General features: G+C 43.2%; 18 protein-coding genes and 1 tRNA gene. 7 read left to right on the top strand and 12 right to left on the bottom strand.

Going from position 1 to position 21,337, the window contains the following annotated elements; translation table 11 throughout:
* Positions 1-266: 266 nt before the first annotated feature.
* A tRNA-Tyr gene (locus AC4II3_RS20390) sits at positions 267-351 on the bottom strand.
* Between the two features lie 71 nt (positions 352-422).
* Complete coding sequence (locus tag AC4II3_RS20385; protein ID WP_293019812.1) at positions 423-563, bottom strand: hypothetical protein; 141 nt, start codon at positions 561-563, stop codon at positions 423-425.
* A gap of 199 nt (positions 564-762) precedes the next feature.
* Between AC4II3_RS20385 and AC4II3_RS20380 the strand changes: the two genes are divergently transcribed.
* Positions 763-1,749 carry an SGNH/GDSL hydrolase family protein gene (locus AC4II3_RS20380; RefSeq protein ID WP_488012046.1) on the top strand — a complete coding sequence of 329 codons (987 nt, stop codon included), beginning with the start codon at positions 763-765 and terminating at the stop codon, positions 1,747-1,749.
* Between the two features lie 253 nt (positions 1,750-2,002).
* Here the strand turns inward: AC4II3_RS20380 and AC4II3_RS20375 are convergent, their stop codons facing one another.
* Complete coding sequence (locus tag AC4II3_RS20375) at positions 2,003-3,088, bottom strand: Gfo/Idh/MocA family protein (protein WP_149031254.1); 1,086 nt, start codon at positions 3,086-3,088, stop codon at positions 2,003-2,005.
* A gap of 318 nt (positions 3,089-3,406) precedes the next feature.
* Here AC4II3_RS20375 and queC point away from each other — a divergent pair, with 318 nt between their 5' ends.
* Positions 3,407-4,093, top strand: a complete 687-nt coding sequence (gene queC, locus AC4II3_RS20370) for a 7-cyano-7-deazaguanine synthase QueC (protein ID WP_488012048.1) — start codon at positions 3,407-3,409, stop codon at positions 4,091-4,093.
* A gap of 82 nt (positions 4,094-4,175) precedes the next feature.
* Here the strand turns inward: queC and AC4II3_RS20365 are convergent, their stop codons facing one another.
* Positions 4,176-5,120, bottom strand: a complete 945-nt coding sequence (locus tag AC4II3_RS20365; RefSeq protein WP_488012050.1) for an FkbM family methyltransferase — start codon at positions 5,118-5,120, stop codon at positions 4,176-4,178.
* A gap of 1,328 nt (positions 5,121-6,448) precedes the next feature.
* Between AC4II3_RS20365 and AC4II3_RS20360 the strand changes: the two genes are divergently transcribed.
* Both AC4II3_RS20360 and AC4II3_RS20355 read left to right on the top strand, forming a co-directional pair.
* The gene (locus AC4II3_RS20360) at positions 6,449-7,774 is read left to right on the top strand and encodes an MFS transporter (RefSeq protein WP_488012052.1); all 1,326 of its coding nucleotides are present in this window, start codon (positions 6,449-6,451) and stop codon (positions 7,772-7,774) included.
* A gap of 250 nt (positions 7,775-8,024) precedes the next feature.
* Complete coding sequence (locus AC4II3_RS20355) at positions 8,025-9,257, top strand: glycosyltransferase (RefSeq protein ID WP_488012054.1); 1,233 nt, start codon at positions 8,025-8,027, stop codon at positions 9,255-9,257.
* 159 nt (positions 9,258-9,416) lie between these two features.
* Here AC4II3_RS20355 and AC4II3_RS20350 read toward each other — a convergent pair whose 3' ends face one another.
* Positions 9,417-9,668 carry a DUF6761 family protein gene (locus AC4II3_RS20350; RefSeq protein ID WP_293073121.1) on the bottom strand — a complete coding sequence of 84 codons (252 nt, stop codon included), beginning with the start codon at positions 9,666-9,668 and terminating at the stop codon, positions 9,417-9,419.
* A 380-nt stretch (positions 9,669-10,048) separates the two neighbouring features.
* Between AC4II3_RS20350 and AC4II3_RS20345 the strand changes: the two genes are divergently transcribed.
* Positions 10,049-10,783 (top strand): response regulator transcription factor, encoded by a 735-nt coding sequence (locus tag AC4II3_RS20345; protein ID WP_488012056.1) that lies wholly within the window; start codon positions 10,049-10,051, stop codon positions 10,781-10,783.
* Positions 10,784-10,825: 42 nt separating this feature from the next.
* Here the strand turns inward: AC4II3_RS20345 and AC4II3_RS20340 are convergent, their stop codons facing one another.
* From AC4II3_RS20340 to AC4II3_RS20315, 6 genes are all read right to left on the bottom strand, one after another.
* Positions 10,826-11,926, bottom strand: coding sequence for an acyltransferase family protein (locus AC4II3_RS20340; protein WP_488012058.1), 1,101 nt, complete (start codon positions 11,924-11,926; stop codon positions 10,826-10,828).
* 146 nt (positions 11,927-12,072) lie between these two features.
* Positions 12,073-12,831 carry an ABC transporter ATP-binding protein gene (locus AC4II3_RS20335; protein WP_488016881.1) on the bottom strand — a complete coding sequence of 253 codons (759 nt, stop codon included), beginning with the start codon at positions 12,829-12,831 and terminating at the stop codon, positions 12,073-12,075.
* A gap of 77 nt (positions 12,832-12,908) precedes the next feature.
* Positions 12,909-13,508 (bottom strand): hypothetical protein, encoded by a 600-nt coding sequence (locus AC4II3_RS20330; protein WP_488016879.1) that lies wholly within the window; start codon positions 13,506-13,508, stop codon positions 12,909-12,911.
* A 239-nt stretch (positions 13,509-13,747) separates the two neighbouring features.
* Positions 13,748-14,623: an Rpn family recombination-promoting nuclease/putative transposase gene (locus AC4II3_RS20325; RefSeq protein ID WP_488016877.1), complete on the bottom strand. Its 876-nt coding sequence runs from the start codon at positions 14,621-14,623 to the stop codon at positions 13,748-13,750.
* A gap of 129 nt (positions 14,624-14,752) precedes the next feature.
* Complete coding sequence (locus tag AC4II3_RS20320) at positions 14,753-14,989, bottom strand: hypothetical protein (protein ID WP_488016875.1); 237 nt, start codon at positions 14,987-14,989, stop codon at positions 14,753-14,755.
* Positions 14,990-15,114: 125 nt separating this feature from the next.
* Entirely contained in the window at positions 15,115-15,249 is a 135-nt protein-coding gene (locus AC4II3_RS20315) for a hypothetical protein (RefSeq protein WP_488016874.1), read from the bottom strand.
* Positions 15,250-15,499: 250 nt separating this feature from the next.
* Here AC4II3_RS20315 and AC4II3_RS20310 point away from each other — a divergent pair, with 250 nt between their 5' ends.
* A complete protein-coding gene (locus AC4II3_RS20310; protein WP_071106764.1) occupies positions 15,500-15,931 on the top strand; it encodes a MerR family transcriptional regulator in 432 nt (143 codons plus the stop codon).
* A gap of 191 nt (positions 15,932-16,122) precedes the next feature.
* Here AC4II3_RS20310 and AC4II3_RS20305 read toward each other — a convergent pair whose 3' ends face one another.
* On the bottom strand, positions 16,123-17,028 hold the full coding sequence (locus AC4II3_RS20305; RefSeq protein ID WP_488016200.1) for an Rpn family recombination-promoting nuclease/putative transposase: 906 nt from the start codon (positions 17,026-17,028) through the stop codon (positions 16,123-16,125).
* Positions 17,029-17,710: 682 nt separating this feature from the next.
* Here AC4II3_RS20305 and AC4II3_RS20300 point away from each other — a divergent pair.
* Complete coding sequence (locus AC4II3_RS20300; protein WP_488016202.1) at positions 17,711-21,094, top strand: SdrD B-like domain-containing protein; 3,384 nt, start codon at positions 17,711-17,713, stop codon at positions 21,092-21,094.
* Positions 21,095-21,337 lie beyond the last annotated feature (243 nt).

Here is a 21,337-nt window from a genome sequence, read left to right as displayed (position 1 = left end):
TGACGAGGATTGAACTCGTGACCTCACCCTTACCAAGGGTGTGCTCTACCACTGAGCCACACGGGCTAGATTTAAATTATTAGATTTACATTATTGGTTTGATTTAGCCTATTGTACTTTGGCCAAATTTACTCCGCCAAGGTATCAATTAATCAGCTTTTGATTTACCGACGCCAAACCAGTCATGGTAATTAGTCAACGGTTAACATCAGCAAATTTTCTGCTGACTTATCAAAAGTATATTTAGGTTATATCCCAAACCATTGTGGTGGGCCGGGCTGGATTTGAACCAGCGTAGGCATAGCCAACGGATTTACAGTCCGCCCCCATTAACCACTCGGGCACCGACCCTTTTAGCTCACATTTATAAATGTTAGCACAGCTTTTAGGAATTGTCAATTTTTTCAGGAAATCGACGGAGATTAGCCAATGCTGTAAGCGTTGTGCAATGCCCACCAGATCAGAACGCTGATACTGCCCAAAACCAGAATTGCTGAAATAACAACGGCTGTGGGGCTATCAGCTCCTTTAAACTTCATGATGCCACGATTGAGGTCTGACATAGTTTGTCGCTCCTGTTTGAGTTATCAGGGATCTAAGCCAACAAGTCGATTATAGCCAGGGCTAGATCAGGGGGAAATTTACCGATTAACCTTGGTATACTCAGCTTTGAGCGGTTATACTCGGCTTTTAAAGTGATCTCACTACTGAACACCTAGACAAAACTATAGGAAAAATTTATAAATTATATAGGATTTTCTTGTGAAAGTATTGCTATTAACCTTGGCAGTGCTAGTCAGTTCCTTGGTAGCGCTAGAGGTCGGTTTACGATGGCTGCTCGGCTTCGGTAATCCCCTGATTTATGTGGCAGATGAGGAAATTGGCTACTTGCTAGCCCCTAACCAAAGCACCAGACGGTTTGGCAACCGCATTGTCATTAATGAATATTCCATGCGCAGTCCCACCATCACTCCTAGGCTACCGCCATCCATGCTGCGGGTGTTCCTACTGGGGGATTCTGTTGCGAATGGGGCTTGGTGGACAGACCAAGACCAAACCATATCAGCACTGCTCCAATCTCAATTAGAACTATGGCTGACCAAAGACGTCTTACCAAGTCTAACCAAGGAGAAACCATTTGAAACAGTCGAAGTCCTTAATGCTTCTGCTAATTCTTGGGGACCACGAAATGAGTTAGCCTATCTACGACGCTTTGGCACCTTCAACGCCCATGTAGTCGTATTACTGATTAATACCGATGACTTGTTTGCTACAGCACCGACTTCTGTACAAGTGGGACGCGATCGCAATTATCCCAGCCAAAAACCCCTCCTAGCCATAGGCGAGATCTGGAGTCGCTATCTCCTGAGAGCACCAGCTATTCCTGAAATGGAAGCAGTCAGAGCGGAACCAGGAGACCGGGTTGGCTTTAATCTCAAGGCCATTGGGGAAATTAAGACCCTAACTGATGCTGCTGGAGCCAAGTTGGTGCTAGGGATGACCCCCCTACTCCGGGAAATTGGTACGAAAGGACCTCGTGACTATGAGTTAAAAGCCCGTAAACGCTTGAGTGGCTTTACTCAAGAGCAAAACATTACTTATCTAGATTTTTTACCAGTGTTCAATAACACCGAAACACCAGAAATACTTTACCGTGACCACATTCACCTTAGCCCCCAAGGAAATCAGAAAGTCAGCGAAGTTATATCAACTCAGGTAGCTTCATCAGTGATCAAACTTTTCAGGTAAATGGAAAAAGGGACAGGGGAAAAGGTTGATCGCAAATCCAGATTAAAGACTCCCTGTTGAAGTCAGTCTGTCCAGGCAGACGTTGTACTCTTCGATAAGGCTTAACCTACCTATAGCTGCGACTTTTAGTTGTCAGGGCTAGAAGGGATTTATCAAAGCGGATTTGGCTGATTTGTTCCTTACCCCCTTAGGCTCCTCCTAATGTCGGTCAGTTACAAGTGCAACTGACCCCTAAATTATCAACAAAAAGCCGTTAACAGGGAACTGTCATAACCGAAGTATGGAGTTTATGATTCCCATTATCTACGTTGTGCCAAACTTGACCATCAAGAGCCATCTGCTCAATCAAACTTGCCAAGCGCAGTGCTTTTAGGGCTTGTTCACCCCCGACAGAAGGTTGATTACCACCCCGTACACAATTGACAAAGTGTTCTAACTCAGCATGGAGTGGTTCAATATTACTGGTATAAACCTTCTCAATCAAACCATCCTGTCGGTAAAGCACTTGACCATAGTCGGTCATATAATTGGCAGTGGTTTGCCGATGAATTAGAATCTCATTATTGAGGAAATCAGCTTCCGTCAGAGAATTTTTGCAATGGGCAGCGATGCGACGGATTTTTCGGTGTGTCACTTTACTGGCCGTGACAGTACCAACAATACCATTGGCAAACCCCAAGGTAGCAGTGACGTAATCTAAATACCCGGAATCAGAAGCACGGCTGCCACTAGCGGTTAACCTTGTCACAGGTGAGGCTACCAATTCTAGTAATAGATCTATATCATGAATCATGAGATCCAAAACCACCGAGACATCATTGGCTCGGTCAGAGTAGGGACTCATGCGATGAGCTTCCACAGCCAGCAATTGTTCTGTCTTCAGAACTTTGCTCAGTTCCTGGAAAGCTGGGTTAAAACGTTCAATATGTCCAACTTGGAGAATACATTGAGACTCTGCTGCTGCATTTACTAACGATTCTGCCTCAGCAATACTAGCGGCAATCGGTTTTTCAATTAAGATATGCACTCCAGCTTGTAGACAAGTCATCCCGACGTCATGATGTAGACGGGTCGGCACTGCAATGCAAACCGCCTCTACATAGGGAAGAAGATCGTGATAATCTTCAAAAAAGCGAACACGGTACTTACTGGCAATATTTAAACCACGCTCGACGTTAATGTCTGCCACACCCACAATTTCAACGTCTTTGAGAAGACTCAAAACTCGGGCATGATGTTGTCCCATATTGCCAACGCCAATCACACCGATTTTGATTGGCTGCGGTAAGTTGCGCTGGACTTGATGATCTCGATGTCTTTGATAAGTACGATTCTGCACTCTTTTTTGCTCCTCCACCACTGGTAATAAGTCGATTTACTTAATCTAAGTCGCCTTAAACCATCCAGATAGTACCACAGCAACTATAAATGTGAAGAATTTCAAAGCTTTGTCCATCCTATTCAGGCTAAAAGAACCTTTAAAACATGTGTTCTATACTTATTGTGGTTTGACGAAATATGGAACACTAACCCTATGTGTCAGTTTGTGGGTTGTCTGTTGACAGAGCAATGAAATTATTAATTGGTAGTTGTAGTAACAGTGCAAAACGTTTGATTAGGCATTATCCTGATGAGACTTGTGATATCTGGTTGGATCATGTCTAAGAAAGTAATTGTGTTGTTATCTGGAGGTTTAGACTCTGCTACAGTTTTGTATCAATCAGTAGGAGACGGTTATGAGTGTTATGCCCTTTCCTTTGATTATCAGCAGCGACATCGACGAGAACTCAAATCAGCGTACGCAATTGCTACTGCAGCAGGTGTTAAGGAACATCAGGTAGTCAGGTTTGACTTACGGCAGTGGGGAGGTTCAGCGTTAACCGATGATAACCTTGACCTACCCAAGGAGCGTAGTCTAGAGCAGATGTCTCAAGAAATCCCCATTACCTACGTTCCAGCCCGTAACACGATTTTTCTGAGCTTTGGCTTATCCTATGCAGAAGCAATTGGTGCTGAGGGAGTCTATGTGGGTGTCAATGCCTTAGATTATTCTGGCTATCCAGATTGCCGTCCGGATTATATCCAAGCAATGCAGACAGCTTTTGATTTGGGGACGAAACAAGGTAGGGAGGGCAATGGAATTAAAATTGTCAGTCCTCTGATTGACCTGAAAAAAACCGAAATTATCCAATTAGGCAATCAGCTGGGTGTTCCTTGGGAAAAAACCTGGTCATGCTACACAGGTAACGATTTAGCTTGTGGTGTTTGTGATGCTTGTCGGTTGCGATTGGCTGCCTTTGCTGAGTTGGGATTGGACGATCCACTTACTTATCAGGAAGGCTGAGTGCCTCAGTGTGAAGGGTGCTGAGTAAGCTGAGTAATCAGTGTGTTGGTAGAACAACAGGAATTTTCATTCCTGTTGGATACTAGGAGAATTGATTTAGCCGATAGTTACGTCTGGCGTAGATACGGTAAACCCCTGTATCTGCCAGCAATAATTCTTGATCAATCACTAACTGGTAGCCTTTCCGTTGGAGTAAGTTTGTGATCTGCTTTAGTTTTATCCCTGCTGTAATCTGATCAACCTCCATGACAATTTGCTGAATTTTTTCCCAATCCTTTTCCTTGATGCCAGCCAGGATATCTAACTGAGGTTGATCAGCATTAACTTTGAGTAAATCAATTTTTTCAATGTTCTGTTGATTAATAATACTAGATATAGTCTTTGAGTGGTTGGAAAGTCCAAAATTGAACACTTTGGCATTGGAGCCATAGAGTGATGCATTGATCTGCAACAATTCAAAAACGTCTGGTAAGGCTTCAAAGGAGAATAGTCTGGCATTTTTACAGATTTGCTGGGCAAACAGGGTGAACATACCGATGTTTGCCCCTATATCAAAAATACAATCCCCATCATGGATAGTTATGCCATGTTTAATGTAGGTTTCTTTTTCAAATATTTCTTGATATAATTCATTAGTTTCTTGTTCATTTTCATGAACGATTACTAAATTATTTGGTAAATGGTAATCGTTATGGTTAGCTAGCAATGCTTCGGCTTTAAGAATATCAAAATTGGTAGCTAACCCTAGGTTAGAGTGATTTGGTGATAATGGCTGATTGGCAGGAGACCTGATCCAGTCTTCAAAACTTGAGGAGATGACAGGACTCCCATTTTTTTGAGTAGATATTAGACTAGACTGATCAAGGATTTGTTCAACATTATTTTGATTAGATTTTGATAAGTTTACTTTGGATGGAATATTTATATCTTCCATCCATAAGTTAAGAGATTGATTTAAGGGTTCTGCTGTCAGGGTAGCTGTTAGTTTAATAGTTATTTCAGATAGTTGATTTGCGTTTAATACCATAGGTATTTTCGTTAACTATATTGATTAAACTGCACAGTAGTAATATCACTAATTATAAGTAGTTATCTCGACAGAGATATTACTGACTTACTTATAGTTTAGTAAAGCACCCTGATTTAAATTTAGTTAATTAAAGCAATCCTAAGCAATCTTAATTTAAATTTCATAAAAATTATAAAAATCAAGACTACTCTGGCGATATTATTCCCCTCGATTTTATGTTACTCCTCTTCCGAATCTAATCATTTCGACATAGATTGCTATGGCAGTACAGTTAAGAGTAGATAAACTTAGCTATATACAATATTGACTCATACCTGTTAGTTATTGGTTGCCATTTTGGCAAAATTTTCGGTTATGAGGAAGGAGAGGCCGTGCGATCGCGTCCAATCAAAGCATGTCTTGTGAATCCAATGGTGTCCTTTAGCTCAACCTCCTCTGACCGAAATTAAAGTCAATCATTATCATTCCAAATACTAGCAGTGATTTTCGGGATACTCTGGGGGGTCAAACCGAGGTATATTTTATAACCGATAGCTTGAAATCAATTTAATAGGGTTACAGTTGACGCTTGACGCTTGAGTGTCAGGGATAAACGCTCAACAAAAAAAGTAAACTAGTGACCTCAAACAAGCAAAAACGGAACTATCTAAGGAACTAGATATAGTTAAGCATCTTCAAGATCTCAATATCTCAATTGATTTAAAACTCCCGTTTAGGATACTTGTTTTATTTGCCAATCAAGTATATAATAGTGAATGGAAATCACGTCAATTTTCATCCTAACTGTTAAAACTCTTCTTAATAACCAGGGTCACTGGTCTTTTGTTGCCACTAAGCTTAACTAGTTGGTAAGGATTCAGCAGCCAGCTCTCGCTTCTGAGCTTCTCAAGATAGGTGTCCACAATAGCTCATGTCTTCCTGCTCAGATAGGTACTACGGAATTATTCTGATCAGCAGATTCGCCATGTCACCCACAGAAGCAGTTGTCGTTTAAAAGCAATGCAACGCAGCCAAAGGGAAGCCAGCCCAGTCTTGGGGTACCTCCCATAGGGCCACTGCATCAAGACAATGTCACCACAATCTAAGCAAAAATGTCACAAAGAGTACTCATCAAGGGTACCGTCAAACATAAAACTTGCCAGCATACTAGATATATCAGTAAGCCCACCCACAACAGTCTTTTTCCCCGAGCTAGACTGTTTTACCCATCAAGGTGTAAGCTTAGCGGGAACTGGCAAGGGGTTCAGTCATTCATGTATAAAAGGTACAATAATTCCGCCGATGGCGGAGTATAACAACGAGTAAAGTAGAAAAAGACACAATAAATGCAGATTTTCTTTCTGATCTGGTTGGGACAGCTAGTATCCCTTCTGGGGTCTAATCTTACCGAATTTGCTCTGGGTGTTTGGGCTTACCAGACTACTGGTTCAATCACCCAATTTGCCCTAATTTCTTTATTTATTCACTTACCCAATATTATCATCTCACCCATAGCTGGTACATTCGTAGACCGCTGGAATAGACGCTGGGCGATGATTCTCAGCGACTCGGTGGCAGGGGCTAGCACACTGGTGGTTATGGCTCTGGTGTTCTCGGGCAGGTTAGAAATCTGGCACATTTACCTAGCCGTGGCAATCACTTCAACCTTTAAGGCTTTCCAGTTGCCAGCCTATACAGCAGCTACGACTCAGCTGATGCCTCAAGAACATCTTAGCCGTGCTAATGGCATGATGCAAGCCTCTAGGGCAACTGCCAAGATTCTTGGACCGACATTGGCGGGTGTGCTCCTGGAGACCATCCACTTGCAGGGAATTCTATTAATAGACTTCACCACATTCATCTTTGCCCTAGCAACATTGCTAAGCGTTCAGATTCCCCATCTCCAGTCTAGCCATCACACTCATCAAAAGCAAGCCCACTTCTCCCAACTGCGCCAAGATATTGTAATAGGCTGGCGTTACATTGCCAAACGCCAAGGACTGCGAGGGTTGCTGATGTTCTTTGCCGTGGTCTACTTCAGTATGGGTATTCTTCAGGTGTTGTTCTGGCCACTGGTGTTAAGTTTTGCCTCCAGTGCTGAACTTGGGGTGATTTTATCTATTGGCGGTTGTGGCATGTTGATTGGTAGCTTGGTGATGGCTACCTGGGGAGGACCCAAGCCCAGGATATACGGTATTTTTAGCTTTGTAATCCTGCAAGGCTTGTTCTTACTTTTAGGTGGGTGCCGCGCTTCTGTGAGCTTGGCTGCTCTTGGGGCTTTTGGTGTCTTATTTGCTCAACCCATTATCGTTAGCTGTAATCAGACTATCTGGCAGAACAAAGTCCCAGCTAATCTGCAAGGACGGGTCTTCGCGTTACAACTGGCCATCGAAAACTCCTTATTGATCCTTGCCCACATGCTAACCGGACCGTTAGTCGATCATGTTTTAGAACCGATGATGGCTACCGATGGATTGTTAGCAGGTAGTATTGGGCATATCATTGGAGTTGGTCCAGGGCGTGGCATGGGCTTGCTGTTGCTGTTGATGGGATTGCTGAACATCCTGGCAAGCTTTATCGCTTATCGATATCCACCGATACGGCGAGTGGAAAAGGAACTGCCGGATGCTATTCACCCTAACTTAGGTTTAACTAGCTCCAGTAGTGTTTGATAGCAAATCCGCTCCAAAAACCCTCTTTATGATTCCACCATTCTTTCTCCTGTTCTCCTGAAGCTCCTGAAGCTCCTAAAGCTCCTCATGCTTTTTGCTTCAAAAGGGGGTAATTAACCCGGATTTGGTATGAAACGTTATTAGATTTGCCTGATCTGTTCTGCCGAGGATTTATGCAAAAATTGATCCATCCTCAATGCTTTGGCTCTACAGATTAAACACGCTCTGAGTGTACTAGATTCTACTAACCATGAAAATTGCTATTATCACCTCTGGATTTTTGCCTGTTATTGATGGCGTAACAGTTAGTGGATTATCTAGGCTACAACGACTGAGTCAGTGGGGACACCAGGTGTTGTTATTTTGTCCTGACTACAGTGCGTTAGAAGATGTCTATCCCAATTGGCGAGATTATACTGGTCAAATCCTGCCTGGGGTGAGAATCATCAATTTACCGAGTACCTCATTCATGGACTTAGAGTTTGAGCGTCAGGTGCGTAGAAGTTCCTATTCAATCCTCCTCCAGGAATTAAAAAAATTCCAGCCCGATATTATTCATGTTGATGAACCAGAAAGACTGTTTTTTGGATTTTTTCGAGTGCCTGGGGTGGCTTTTGCTAAAAAGGCTGGTATTCCCTGTGTGAGTTTTTTTAGGACTAATTTTCTCGACTATGCCGAAGATTACTTTTCTCTACCGTCTGTAGTCGTCGCTGGAATTAAATTTATTTTTAAAACCATATTGCTTTCAGTGTATAATTCTTATGATGTCACCCTAGTTTCTAGTCGGATTACCCATAAAAAAATTATCGATCTAGGTATTAAAAACACCACTTATGCCAATTTACTTGGCTTTGATGCTAGTAAATTCTCTGCGGATTTACAGGAGGAACAGTTTTTTGAGAAGAACTATGACCTTAGAGGGGTTGACAGTAAAGTTAAGTTAGTTTTTTTAGGTAGGTTAACTCCAGATAAGGGGTGGGAATTTACCCTAAATGCCTTTTTACGAGTTGTACAAGAGGTCAACAGTGACCAAATCGCACTGATCATTGTTGGTGATGGTCCGATGCGGGATGAGATTGCTACCAGGTTAAGCAAGTTAACACCAAATAGTTACTTCCTCGGTAGAGTCCCACCGGAAAATGTTCCAGCTTTGTTGGTCAACAGTGATATTCATATCACAGCATCTGAGAAGGAGACTAGAGGGCTAACTATATTAGAAGCCTTCGCTGCTGGAATTCCTGTGCTCGCTCCTGAAGCAGGTGGGGTAGTGGAGAATATCCAAGACGGATGGAATGGCTTTTTGTTCACTCCCCAGAATCAGGAAGATTTCTCCGACAAGCTCAAAGTATTAATTGAGAACCCAGCGTTGCGACAGGAAATGGGTCGCAACGGTAGGGAGTGTGTTTCCCAATATGGTTGGGATGAGAGGGTTCAGAATTTAATCGGTATTTGGGAAAACCAGATTGCTCAGAAAACCCACTGATATCAAGTCCAGTTAATCACTAAAGAGAATAGCCTATCGCTTTTTGGCAATGGGTAATGGGTAATAGTTAATTGGTAATGGCCTATTACCAGCTAACGGATAGGATGAGCACTCCAATGGACTTGAATCTGATTCAGTGGGGTTCTCTGTGTTTAAGGTTTAATAGTAGTCGGTTTCTGGCTGCGGCATTGGTACCATCTCAAAGTTGGATGGGTCACGAAGATAGCGAGTGGCATCTTCTTCTAAACGGTAGATTATGTAGGATTCAAGGGTATTTGTGTGTTTTAAGGCAGAAAGATAGCCATCGATATATAGCCGCAATTCGTCGAAGCTATAACCTCGATTCCACAAATCGACTAGGGAGTCAGTAAGTTTTTGATAGCAGCGTATAGCTTGAGGATCTTGCAGCATAGTCTTAATAAATTTTGAGTATCAACACTACTAGTGGTATTGGCTCACTCAGGAGAAACTCGGATACGCCAACTTAATTTCAGTTTAGCAAAAGTAGCAAGTCCTCGATACTTTTCTCAATTATTTGTTATGTTAGCTAGACTAAATTGCATTTTATATGCTATAATTCAAGACGGTCAATTAAAATTAATGGTAAATTAAAATTTTTATAATTGCCCTTATTGTGCCTCTGACCTAGTCCATTTCGTGCCACTAGGAAGTTGTATTTAAAGAACCCAACCCAATATCGGTACCATAAGTAGCAGTTGTTACAGAATGTTCAGGTGACCTTTGCTAGGATTAAATCCCAACGGCTAAGGCTAAGAGGACTTTAAAGTGCCGTGGGCTCAGTTAGAATTCAGATTATTGAAGGAAACCCTCATTTGCGATCGCTTCTAGGGTCGCACCTGAAGAAATCCGGCTATGGGGTGTATCAATCACAAAATCTTGATCAAGCCAAGGAAGAGTTTCACCATCGCCAACCCACTCTGGTTATCCTAGACTCTGATTTACCAGACAGCGATGGGGTTGAGTTCTGCTGCTGGCTTCAGCAACAGCGAAAATCTCTAATTTTAATGTTGTCTGCTCGTAATAGTGAAAGAGATATCGTCACTGGTCTTAAAGCTGGGGCAGACGATTACCTGACCAAGCCTTTTGGTATACAGGAATTTATGGCACGGGTGGAAGCCCTAATCCGTCGCCTCCGCATTACGGTGGCTCCCCTGTCTCTAGACTACGGTGATCTCAAAATTGATTTAGTCCAGCGTCGTGTCCGCTTTAAAGAAGAGTTTATTGACCTGACTCCCCAAGAATTTAGTTTGCTATATGTACTCGCCCAAGCAGAGGGAATGGCTTTGAGTCGTTCTGAATTATTGCGCCGCGCTTGGCCCAATGCGATTGACAATCCACGCACTATCGATACCCATGTCCTTGCCCTACGCAAAAAAATAGAAACCGATCCTCGACAACCCAGCATTATTCAAACGGTTCGTAATGTTGGCTATCGGTTTAATCAAGGCATAAATGAGAATGATCTAAAATCTGGGACAGAATTGGCAACCCAAAAGATTTATTAGAGGTTGTTGGTTAATTAACCATTAACCATTAACCCTTAACCCTTAAATCCTGATCAACCAGCGTCGCCGATACATCCCATAGAGAATCAACCACCACAACAGTACATTGACTATCGCAAAGATCAAAGAACCATTCATGGCTCCAGCCCAAGACCGAAACAGATTCTCATAAATCCAAGTATAGGTACTCACAGCATTATCACCTGTCCCTACCTTAGTTCGATACAGGATACGAACTACTAAGCCAGATGCGACAAACAGAAAAATTGCGTTTAACCCCATCACTTTTAATGGCCATCCCCATCGGCGAAATCCCCGCACTTCAATAAACTCATAACAAGCAGCTAGTAACAGCATCGACCAACCAGCAGCAAAGACGACATAGGAACTTGTCCATAACTGCTTGTTAATTGGGAACCAAAAATCCCAAACCCAGCCTAAACCAACACAACCTACACCAAATAGTACTAATCCCAAACTAGTACGGGACTGTATTGGTTGATGGCGTAGCCAATCCCCAACGAAATAGCCAGCCAAAACAGTTACTACCGCCGGTAAGGTGCTAAACAGTCCTTCTGGATCAAATTGAGCTTGTTTATATAAATGGTTTGTTCCCAATACCATACGGTCGATATAGGCAGCAAAATTCCCTTCCGGTGTGAGATTACCAGCACCATAATCAGGAACTGGTACTAAAGACATCGCTGCCCAGTACCCTAGCAAAACTATTCCGGTCAGTACCCACAAACCCCGTCGTCTTAGATTTAGCACTGCTACAGCACTAAGGAGATAGGCCAGACTAATGCGCTGTAAGACACCCATAATCCGAATAGTATCCCAGTCGTAAGTCGGAAAACCATTGAGCAGTAAGCCTAGGGCAAATAGAATGGCACATCGCCTGCCAATACGCCAATATCCTTGGGATAGGGATTGGTTGTTATTGGTGTACTTGACTAAGGAAAAAGCCATTGCTACACCAGCAATAAATAAAAAGGCAGGAAATACTAAGTCTGTGGGTGTAAAACCATGCCACTTAGCGTGAAGTAAGGGGGGATAGACATAAGACCAACTTCCTGGATTGTTGACTAGAATCATGCTAGCCATGGCAATACCTCGAAAGACATCAAGAGAGGTTAGACGCATGATAGGCAAGAGGCAATAGGCAATAGACAATAGGCAATAGGCAAGAGGCAATAGGCAATAGGCAATAGGCAATAGGCAATAGGCAATAGGCAATACACAAGAGGCAATAGGCAAAATTAAAATAACCGTCAACTGTCAACAAATGATTAAAACCACTCTTGAGATGCTTCAGCTTCTGCTTGTACTAATCTCTCTCGCAACTGTTGCCAATTAATCTGCTCAGCTGGACTGTCTTGGAGTAACTGAGTATCTTGCAAATACAAGACTCGATTACAAAATAACTCAGCCATATCTAGCTGATGATTGACCATCAAAATTGTGATCTGCTCCTTTTGCGCTAAATCGGTAAATACCCTGATCACCTGAGAGGCTATACCAGCATCTAAGGCTGAGGTTGGCTCATCGAGTAACACTATTCTTGGTTGGACAACTAGTGCTCGTGCGATCGCAACCAATTGCCGTTGTCCCAAAGACAGTTGTAACTCTGTACGCTCTAACCACTCGGCTGGGATGCGCAGTCTCTCTCGAATCCCTTGTGTCCGTTGTGCAATCGCTTTTTTTGGCAACTGTTGCAATACCAACGGATAAGCTAGAGCCTCCTGAACGGTCATTCCTAACAATTTTGGTTCTTGAGGGACCAGCATTACCTGTCGGCGCAATTCTAGGACAGGGATATTCCGGATGTTCTGATTATCTAGGTAAATATTCCCCTGGGTAGACTCACTGAGTCTGTTCAACAGGCGCAACAAAGAGGTTTTACCCGCACCGGATGGTCCAATCACGCTGATGCGATCGCATGGGCTGACCTCGAAAGAAATATCAGTTAATATAGGTATCCCAGCCGCTTTAGACCTGGTTGAAAGGGTCAGGCTTACCTGTTTGAGCTCCAACAGGGGATTAGTCAATCGCTTCGCTCCAATTCAAAATTATCAATGTCTTGATGCAGTCGGTCATGGCAAGGAGCTGCATCAAGGCATTCTGATTAATAAATTAAACCTTGATTGATAGCTGTGGTTATCGTCCAGCCATCTACCAGTAATAGCAAGATGGTGAATCCAAACAAAATTAGATACATCCAAGGCTGGGCTAGGGGACGAATATCGGTGGTATCTATCCCGGTATAGTTTTGTACTAATTTAACTAAGCGATTAAATCCCACTACTCGCATTGGCAGCAAGTAAGCTTGGTCAGAAGACTGGCTAATGAAATAATAAACAAGACCTCCTTGACCTGTGGTGCGCATTTTTAAGTCTTTCACCTGTTTCCAGTGTAATTGCCAACCTTTGCGAAAGAATCGGGGCACCCAATTGGGATAAGCCACCTGAATTTTTTCGTCATCTACAATCACCTGTTCGCTTAAGACACCATAGAGGGCGAGAAATCCTAAGCTAATTCCTATCCACAGGATTATTGGCGATACCGGAGTCGATGATACTTTAGCTAAAAACGGTAATGGTATCAACAGTGCCCAATAAAATGTTATTAGGGTAATCCGAATTATAGGAGAGATCCTAAATACAGAAGGGCTATCCTGTTTAGTTTCAGGTTTAGTTTCAGATGCTGTTTGTTGATTTGGTGACATAATTGTTGAATAAGGGAATAGGGAATAGGGAATAGGGAGTAGGGAGTAGGGAAGATGGTAAAATTTCTGTTTACCTCAGGTGCGACCCGTGGCGAATTTAATTCTTAATGGCTCAAGCGTACTTAATAGCTATGATAAACGTTATATCAACTTAAAATTTTATAGTCGATTGACCGCATCAAAACTAATAGCCGAGAAAAAATTACCCCACGGTCGAGGTGGGGTGTGGCTCTATTTAATTAATTGGGCAACTGTTGACTAAACTCATCTAAAGAATTTACGGTTAATGCTGTGGCCATCAACTCTTCCAATTGTTCGAGACTTAAGGCTTGAAGTCTGACATAAATCTCCGAAGGAATCTCCCCAAATCGTAACTTTAGTATTCGCTCCAAACTTTTTTCAATCCCTTGTTCAATCCCTTGTTCAATCCCTTGTTCAATCCCTTGTTCAACACCCTCTTGTAAAATTTCCTGATACCAGGGTGATTCTCTTAATACTGTCATATCCCACCTCATAATTTGTTGAATTAACGGTATCTCTAAGACGAAGCTAGCGAAAAAAGCTAACAACGGTTCTAGTTGGTTCAACGTTTGATCTGCTCTTAGCGCCTGGACGGCTGAGCGCAATTTAGATTCACTAGCACCTCCTTTTAAGATCGGGACAAATGGGAATAGGGGAGGTAATGGTTGTCCTAATACTAATTCAGCATCTACTTCCCACAGATTAATTACCCGATAATCTTGACGGGCATTCAGTCCCATGAATTCACTGTCGTAGCAATTTTCAATGGTAACAGTGGCTGGGGGCGGCAAGATGTTAATTAATACTGGATAAGTGGATAGGTTATATTTCTCCTCAGCTAGGGCAACATAATTGCGCATGCGCTTAGGCATGGCCTGGCTATAGCGCAGTTGTAATTCATTGAGAATCAGAAATTCTTGATGTTCAGGACTAGAGGCTTTGACAATTACGTCGCTTTCCCGACTAATCCATTGAAATTCAGCATCGAGTAACTCTGATGCTCGCACTTGGGGATTACCCGTTACCCATTGCACCCAGGCATTGGGGGCGAGACTGATTAGACGTTTGCTACCAATATCTGCAGGTTTTGCCATAGAAAATTACCGAATCAATACTAATTACTGAAGAACGCCCACTCTACTTTGCAGAGCTGTTTCTGGGGTCGGACTAAAATTTGATTGGTGGGGAGCTGGGTCTCCCACACTTCCCAGACTCCCTGCTCCTTAAGACTCTTCGTTTATAGGCTCGTCGTCTATAGGCTCGCCGTCTATAGGCTGGCCGTCTATCGGGTCTCCTAAATCGAAGATAATGATAAATTTCCCATCAGGCATCAGCCCTTTAAGAGCCTGCAAATGCCCCTCCGCATCAGAACGGTTACGGAAGCGACGAACAACCACCCGCTGCATTTGCGGCAATAGTCGAATGATCGCCCATGGATATAGGCGTTGAGAGTACGACATAATGTCAGGTATATCCTTTAACTGGGGTTCTAGAGCCAGCCTGTGGTCCTGGAGAAACTTTCGGCTGGCTCTTACCGTGGAGCGTTTTAGCGCCCACGGTATTTTTATACTAACACAAATAATCTTTAATTATAACATATTTTGAAAATTTTTGTAACAATTTTTGGAATCAACAGGGAATAGGGAGTCGGGAGTCGGGAGTCGGGAGTCGGGAATCGGGAATCGGGAGTAGTGGAGTGGCGAAAAATCCTGTGTAACAAATTAATTAATTTGTTAGAGAACTATGCGTGATTCGACCTTGGAGCCGCTTCCAATTCCCGATTTTCTAACTATTCCGGTATTAACGCAGTCGCTAATAGTGGAAACAACAGCACTTGACTTGCTACCCACCCTTACAATATTTACCACCTTTACCACGCTTTCCTCCCTGTTCCCTAAAAAAATAAGTTGCGAATTTTATTTTTATCATATAAACTAGTATTATAGGAATAGTTAAAGGAGAGTAAACTGATGAACAAGTGTGTTGGTACTACTGAAGCAGCATCTTTATTAGGAATTTCCTCTAGACGATTGCGGCAACTCCTAGAGAAGGGTCGCGTCCGAGGTGCCTATAAAACCGGGAAATTCTGGATTATTCCTCTGTTCAACCATTTGCCACAAATTACCAAAGGTACCCGTGGACCAAAGGGCAAATGGCGTACCAGTCGTCCCCCTGCTTTAGCTAAGATTAATGTCAATCGCAATCACATTGGCTCGAATATGAAGAAAAGTCCCAAAGACCGGAAGCCAGTGATTTCAGTAAAACGAAAGGGCACTAATCTCTACGGCAACGAGGTCGAAATCCTCGGTCCGTGTAAGATTGTCTATCAGCCGGATAATCCACTCGATTGTGGCGCTCGTTTGTGGATCGAAACTTTCAGTGATATTCACTTCATTTCTTGATGCAAAGCGCGAGTGGGGGAAACCCCCTTTGGCGGCGCTGCATCGCTGGTGGCAGTTTCCCAGCTATAGCAATCCGATCTGATTCGTAAAATAAATGGGCTGTTTTAAGGCAGAAGGCATAAGGCATAAGGCATAAGGCAGAAGGCAGAAGGTAAAAGAGTTTCAGGAGCAATAAATCTCTTTGCGACCATTCAAAAATGCTCAACGTTTTCTTTAGTTAAACCAGTTGTTTCCACGATTAAATCTAGATCAATCCCTCTTGCTTTCATAGCTTTGGCTATTTCTGTGGCTTTCTCTGCTCTCCCCTGTAATTTTCCGGCTGCTTCTGCCCCTTCCAGTAGGCTAATTTCATACCGTTTATTTTCCAGATAGTTCTGATAAGCTACTTTTTCTGGTAAGGGTAAACTCTCAATCCTTAGCTTATCCTTAGCCTCAGCTAATCCTCTGGCTTGGAACTCTTCCTTGATTTCACTATTCTTTAGGAAATAGATCCATTCATCTAAACTGTTTCTGGTTACGTTATCAAACTGGTTGACTCTCAAGATATAATATTCGGGAAATATCTGATAGACTTGCTCTAGTTTGAACAACTCCTTCTGTAGGCTGGATAGCCCTAAAGAGTCATGATGATGACGACCTCGGAAATCTAGTTTCCCTTCATATATGTAATCTTGTCCTTGCCCCAGAGTAAAGTAAACAATATTAATCGAGTAGACTTTTTTGAGTTTACTATAAGGCTCTCCTTTATCTAGATACTGGGTGAGCAGTGTGGAGACACCAAATAGCATTCGATGAAAGTAATCATTTTCGGAACTGTTTTGGACTTCCACTAGCAGTAACTCTCCAGCACTATTGAGCGCTAGAATATCAACTCGATTTAGTTTATTGTCTTCGGTGAGCCGATTACTTTCGCTGTCTTGATGCAGTCGCTCATGGGGGAAACCCCAAGACCGCGCTGCATCGCCTTCTAAAATCGATTCAATAGTAATCTCTTGTCCTAGTAATTCGGTGATCAAGCCTTCTAGGACAACATAATTAGCTTTATCCCTCAGCAGTTTTTTGATTGCCCAGTCAAAGCGGATGTGTGTCTTGGCCATGATTAGTAGGGAGTAGGGAGCGGTGCGCTTTCCGTAGGCGAATTAAATTCGCCTACGGAAAGCGCACCGAGGGAGTAGTATAGTTGAAAAGCAGTGTTAACTCACAAATTAATTGATTTTATTATAGATGGGATTGAGTTTATTGATTTTCTGAGTAACTCTACCGGTAACACTAGTTGTTGCTTGGTTTAATAATGATGTGGAATTCACTGATATCAACTCCTACGTAACCTAATAAAAATTCCGTAATTCTCTCTAGGCAATAACCACATCAATTAGGCAATCCTAGATGAGGAGAGTAGTTTAACTGGGAGGAAAACTCGGATGCCTTCCCGTAGCGTGACCTAGGCTCAATCGCTTATCTGAGTGCTCAGTGCTGAGTGTTGAGTTATTCGTTATTAATGATTAGGGTTCTACCGAACTGATTGTATGCATAAAATCGCGCTTATTGCCCACTAAGTATTATAGGGCGCGTGATTGATAAAAAAATATTCTTTCAAAAAATAAAACTCCTGTCATATCAGGATTATCCTAATTATTTGATAAACGTTTTATATGGCAACTTTTCTAGAGCCACGATTAGTTATTTATTCGGTGTTGCTCAACTAAATAATTTATTGATATCAAGACTAGTTGGTTCAGTTACCAATTAGCTTTTCTCTTTAATTCATTGCGGCCAGTTATGACGTCTTTATTCAATTATCTCAAAAGAATCCCAAACCAGTCCTTAGAATCTTCTGGAGCCTCTGAGGTAAATTTTGCTCCACAGCCTTTAGGCTTTAACCTGATCGGGGTAACTAACCTAGCTAAAGCTACTTTCCCGATTCTGGTGACAGGGTCTGCTTTGCTGGTGGCTACTTCTACTCCAGTAGAAGCACAAAGTGTGACTTATGACAATACCACTAGTGCGGCAATAACATCAAACAGCTGTAGTTCACCAATAGTGCGAACTTTTAACGTTACTGATAACTTTACGGTTCAAGACGTTAATCTGGGATTTAATGCGGATCACTCCTTTCGAGGGGATATTCGAGTCACATTACAGCATCCGGATGGTACCTCTGTTGACGTAATCAGCAATACTGGCGGCTCGGCAGATGGATTTGATGTTCTTCTAGACAGCAACTCTGGGAATTCCCTAGATGATGGTAATGACGATAATACGGCACCGCCTCTGTATGACCGGACTGTAGCCCCCTCCAATAGTCTTGCTGTTTTTAATGGCAAAACCTCTAATGGTACCTGGACTTTAGAAATTTGCGATAGTTTTGATAGTGATGATGGTACTTTCAACAGTGCTCAGCTGATTTTGGATGATACTGTTCCGCCTGTTGACTACGGTGATGCTCCCGATACTACCGCCAGCACTGGCAATGGGGATTACCAAACCTTATCCGCTAATAGTGGTCCAGTTCACACCATTGACAATACCACCTATTTAGGGGCAGGAGTAACTACAGATACCGATGGCTTTGGTGATGGCACGGATACTACCAATAACGCTACCGATGATACCGATGATGGGGTTCAACTCAATAGTGCTACTCTCCAGGGGCAAAGTCTAACCGCTGGGGATAATGTCACTTTAAATATTACTACCGCAGGCTCGGGAGTACTCAATGCTTGGATAGACTGGAACAGTGATGGTGACTTTAATGATACTGATGAACAAATTGCTAACGATGTTAGTCCTAGTGGCAATGCGATCGCATTAAACCTAACTGTTCCAGCTGGAGCTACCGTTGGTAATACTTATGCCCGTTTCCGGTATAGTTCCGAGACTGGCCTTACTCCTACTGGTGCAGCTGGTGATGGTGAAGTAGAGGATTATCAAATTGCGATCGCTGACTCTACACCAACCACTGCCTCTGTAGGGGATAAAGTCTGGGAAGACCTAGATGGTAATGGTATCCAAGATGCTGGAGAGCCTGGCATTCCCAACGCCCTAGTCAATATCTATAAATCTGACAACACCTTGGTTGATGCCACCTTTAGCGACAGCAATGGTAACTACAGTTTCAGCAACCTTGACCCAGGGGATTACATCATTGAATTCACCTCCCCTGCTGTTGGCTATAACTTCACTAGCCAAGATGCTGGGGATGACACCCTAGACAGTGATGCCGATCCAGTCACAGGTCGCACTGCTACCTTTACCTTGGCTGCGGGAGACAACAATACCAGTATTGATGCTGGACTTACCCTCAAAACCAACACTATTGTCGCTTGCGATGTCATACCACGCCAGCGTACCAATTGGACTGAAACCCTAAACGTACAAAAATTTGACTCTGCTATGGGTAGCTTGGCGAAGGTGGAGCTAACCCTGAGTACCTTGATTGAACAAGAGTTAATCTACGAGAATACCGGAAACCAGGCAAAAACAATAACCGTGAACCAGGATGGACAAGTCAGTGTCTCCTTGCCTGATACTAACGAGAATTTTACCAGAAATTACAACCAATCCACCGACTTCAATCTACCAGCCTATGATGGTAATCTTGACTTTGGCGGCACTTCCGGTGGCCAGACTCCCACTATTATTGCCTATGAAACCCATACCGAGGAGTACACTAACCTAGCTGATTTCATTAGCTCCTCATCACCAGTGGAAACTGTCAGTATCGAGGTGAATACTACCTCTGCAGCTAGTTTCATTAACTCTGATAACGCTTCTACTGGCTCTAGTAGCGAGGCAACCGCCGGATTGTGTGTCACCTACACCTACAGCTTAATTCCGGAAGAACCTTCAGCCAGCATAGTCTCGGAAGAAGCTTCACCGGAAGCGGGAAATATTGTGATCAACGAAGTGCTCTACGCTCAAACTGACACCAGAGCTGAGGCTAATGATGAATTTATCGAACTCTATAACGCTTCCGATAATGCCGTGGATATCAGTAACTGGAGGCTAGCGGATAGCAACCTACTAATTAACGATACTGATAATAATGGCAACATTACTGGTGATGCTGCTAATCCCGCCTATATTTTCCCCAACAACACCACTCTCCAACCAGGGGAATACGCTGTTATTTGGATTGGTAACAATACATCAGACCATCAAGCTGCCGATGCTGCATTCCAGGATTGGTTAGGAAGCGCAGCCAAACTCAATAATGCCGGAGAAGATATTTGGCTGTATGACGACGAACTCAAGATTGTAGACTACATTGCTTATGGCTCGAATAACGCCATCAATACTCCTCCGTCCGCTGGATTGAATCTGTGGGACGACACTTACCAAGGAGACTTAGATGGGGCAGCAACTGGTCAATCCATTAGCCTCACCCCCAATGGAGAAGACGGAAATACTAGTGCTTGCTGGGAGCATACCCTGAGTAATGATGCCGATGGCCGTTGTCCTGAATTCCTCGAAACCCGGGATACAGATACCGTTGCTGAACGCCAAACTAGTGTTGGAGTTTATAACAATATCTTGCCCAATGTGATTCTGGTCAAGCGGATTACTGCTATCAAACCCAAAGATACCAACCAGTGGATAGAGCTACCGGATTCCGGTTCACCCTTTATCGATGGCATTGATGGTGGCAGTTCTGAGAATAACGTTAATTCGGAGCGTGCTGCTGATGACAATGACCCCAACTGGCCAAATCCTGATGTGTATCTACGGGGATTAATTAACTCTGGGCAAGTGATGCCAGGGGATGAGTTAGAGTATACTGTTTACTTCCTCTCCAATGGCAGCAACGATGCTAAAAACCTGCGCATCTGTGACCGAGTGCCTAGCGAAACTACCTTTATTCCAGATTCTTTTAATGCCACCGCTGGCTTCCCCAGTAGTGATGTCGGGATTGCTTTGTTCCAGAGCAATACTTCCCTACCTTCAGGTGGTCCAGCTGAACCGAACATCTATCTTACTAATATTCCCGATAGCGATCGCGGTCGGTATTACGGGCCAAACACCTCAGTGCCATCGGGATGTAATGTCACCTTCAATCAAAATGGAGTAGTAGTAGTGGAAGTTGGGGATGTGCCAAACGCTGATTCCCCCGGAAACCCACCCAATTCCTATGGATTTATTCGCTTCCGGGCGTTAGTGAAATAAGGCAGAATTTAGAATGAAGAATGGAGAATTTAGAATGAAGAATGAAGAATGAAGAATGGAGAATTTAGAATTAAGGGCGTTGCGTCAGTCAAGTAATGGATAGCAGTAGAGTGGGCATCCTGCCCGCGCGGAAATAAGGAGGAAACTGGCAAGATGCCAGTTCTACGCCTGATGCCAGTTCTACGCCTGATGCCAGTTCTACGCCTGATGCCAGTTCTACGCCTGATGCCAGTTCTACGCCTG

The organism is Moorena sp., from assembly GCF_982860115.1.
Note: the sequence above shows the minus strand (reverse complement) of the source record. Positions and strands in the feature narration are given on the sequence as shown.

Coding starts and splice junctions, on each gene's coding strand:
- AC4II3_RS20385 (WP_293019812.1), bottom strand. CDS start 563: ATGTCAGACCTCAATCGTGGCATCATGAAGTTTAAAGGAGCTGATAGC.
- queC (WP_488012048.1), top strand. CDS start 3,407: ATGTCTAAGAAAGTAATTGTGTTGTTATCTGGAGGTTTAGACTCTGCT.
- AC4II3_RS20365 (WP_488012050.1), bottom strand. CDS start 5,120: ATGGTATTAAACGCAAATCAACTATCTGAAATAACTATTAAACTAACA.
- AC4II3_RS20360 (WP_488012052.1), top strand. CDS start 6,449: ATGCAGATTTTCTTTCTGATCTGGTTGGGACAGCTAGTATCCCTTCTG.
- AC4II3_RS20355 (WP_488012054.1), top strand. CDS start 8,025: ATGAAAATTGCTATTATCACCTCTGGATTTTTGCCTGTTATTGATGGC.
- AC4II3_RS20350 (WP_293073121.1), bottom strand. CDS start 9,668: ATGCTGCAAGATCCTCAAGCTATACGCTGCTATCAAAAACTTACTGAC.
- AC4II3_RS20340 (WP_488012058.1), bottom strand. CDS start 11,926: ATGCGTCTAACCTCTCTTGATGTCTTTCGAGGTATTGCCATGGCTAGC.
- AC4II3_RS20330 (WP_488016879.1), bottom strand. CDS start 13,508: ATGTCACCAAATCAACAAACAGCATCTGAAACTAAACCTGAAACTAAA.
- AC4II3_RS20325 (WP_488016877.1), bottom strand. CDS start 14,623: ATGGCAAAACCTGCAGATATTGGTAGCAAACGTCTAATCAGTCTCGCC.
- AC4II3_RS20320 (WP_488016875.1), bottom strand. CDS start 14,989: ATGTCGTACTCTCAACGCCTATATCCATGGGCGATCATTCGACTATTG.
- AC4II3_RS20310 (WP_071106764.1), top strand. CDS start 15,500: ATGAACAAGTGTGTTGGTACTACTGAAGCAGCATCTTTATTAGGAATT.
- AC4II3_RS20305 (WP_488016200.1), bottom strand. CDS start 17,028: ATGGCCAAGACACACATCCGCTTTGACTGGGCAATCAAAAAACTGCTG.
- AC4II3_RS20300 (WP_488016202.1), top strand. CDS start 17,711: ATGACGTCTTTATTCAATTATCTCAAAAGAATCCCAAACCAGTCCTTA.